This window comes from Corallococcus sp. CA053C (genome assembly GCF_003611675.1).
Lineage (GTDB): Bacteria > Myxococcota > Myxococcia > Myxococcales > Myxococcaceae > Corallococcus.
On record NZ_RAWA01000937.1, the window covers coordinates 1 to 214 of the forward strand.

At 73.8% G+C, this 214-nt stretch carries 1 protein-coding gene; it reads left to right on the forward strand.

The window, feature by feature from the left end:
- On the forward strand, positions 1-214 hold a 214-nt coding region (locus D7V97_RS46420), incomplete at both ends, for a hypothetical protein (RefSeq protein WP_233583644.1).

The following is a 214-nucleotide window of genomic DNA, read 5'->3' on the forward strand; positions in this document are numbered from 1 at the left end:
CGGAAGACGCCGCCCCCATCGAGGCCCAGCCTGAGTGGGCTACCGAGGAAGCCGCACCCGTCGCCACGCAGGCCGAGTGGGCGACGTCGGAAGACGCCGCCCCCATCGAGGCCCAGCCTGAGTGGGCTACCGAGGAAGCCGCACCCGTCGCCACGCAGGCCGAGTGGGCGACGTCGGAAGACGCCGCCCCCATCGAGGCCCAGCCTGAGTGGGC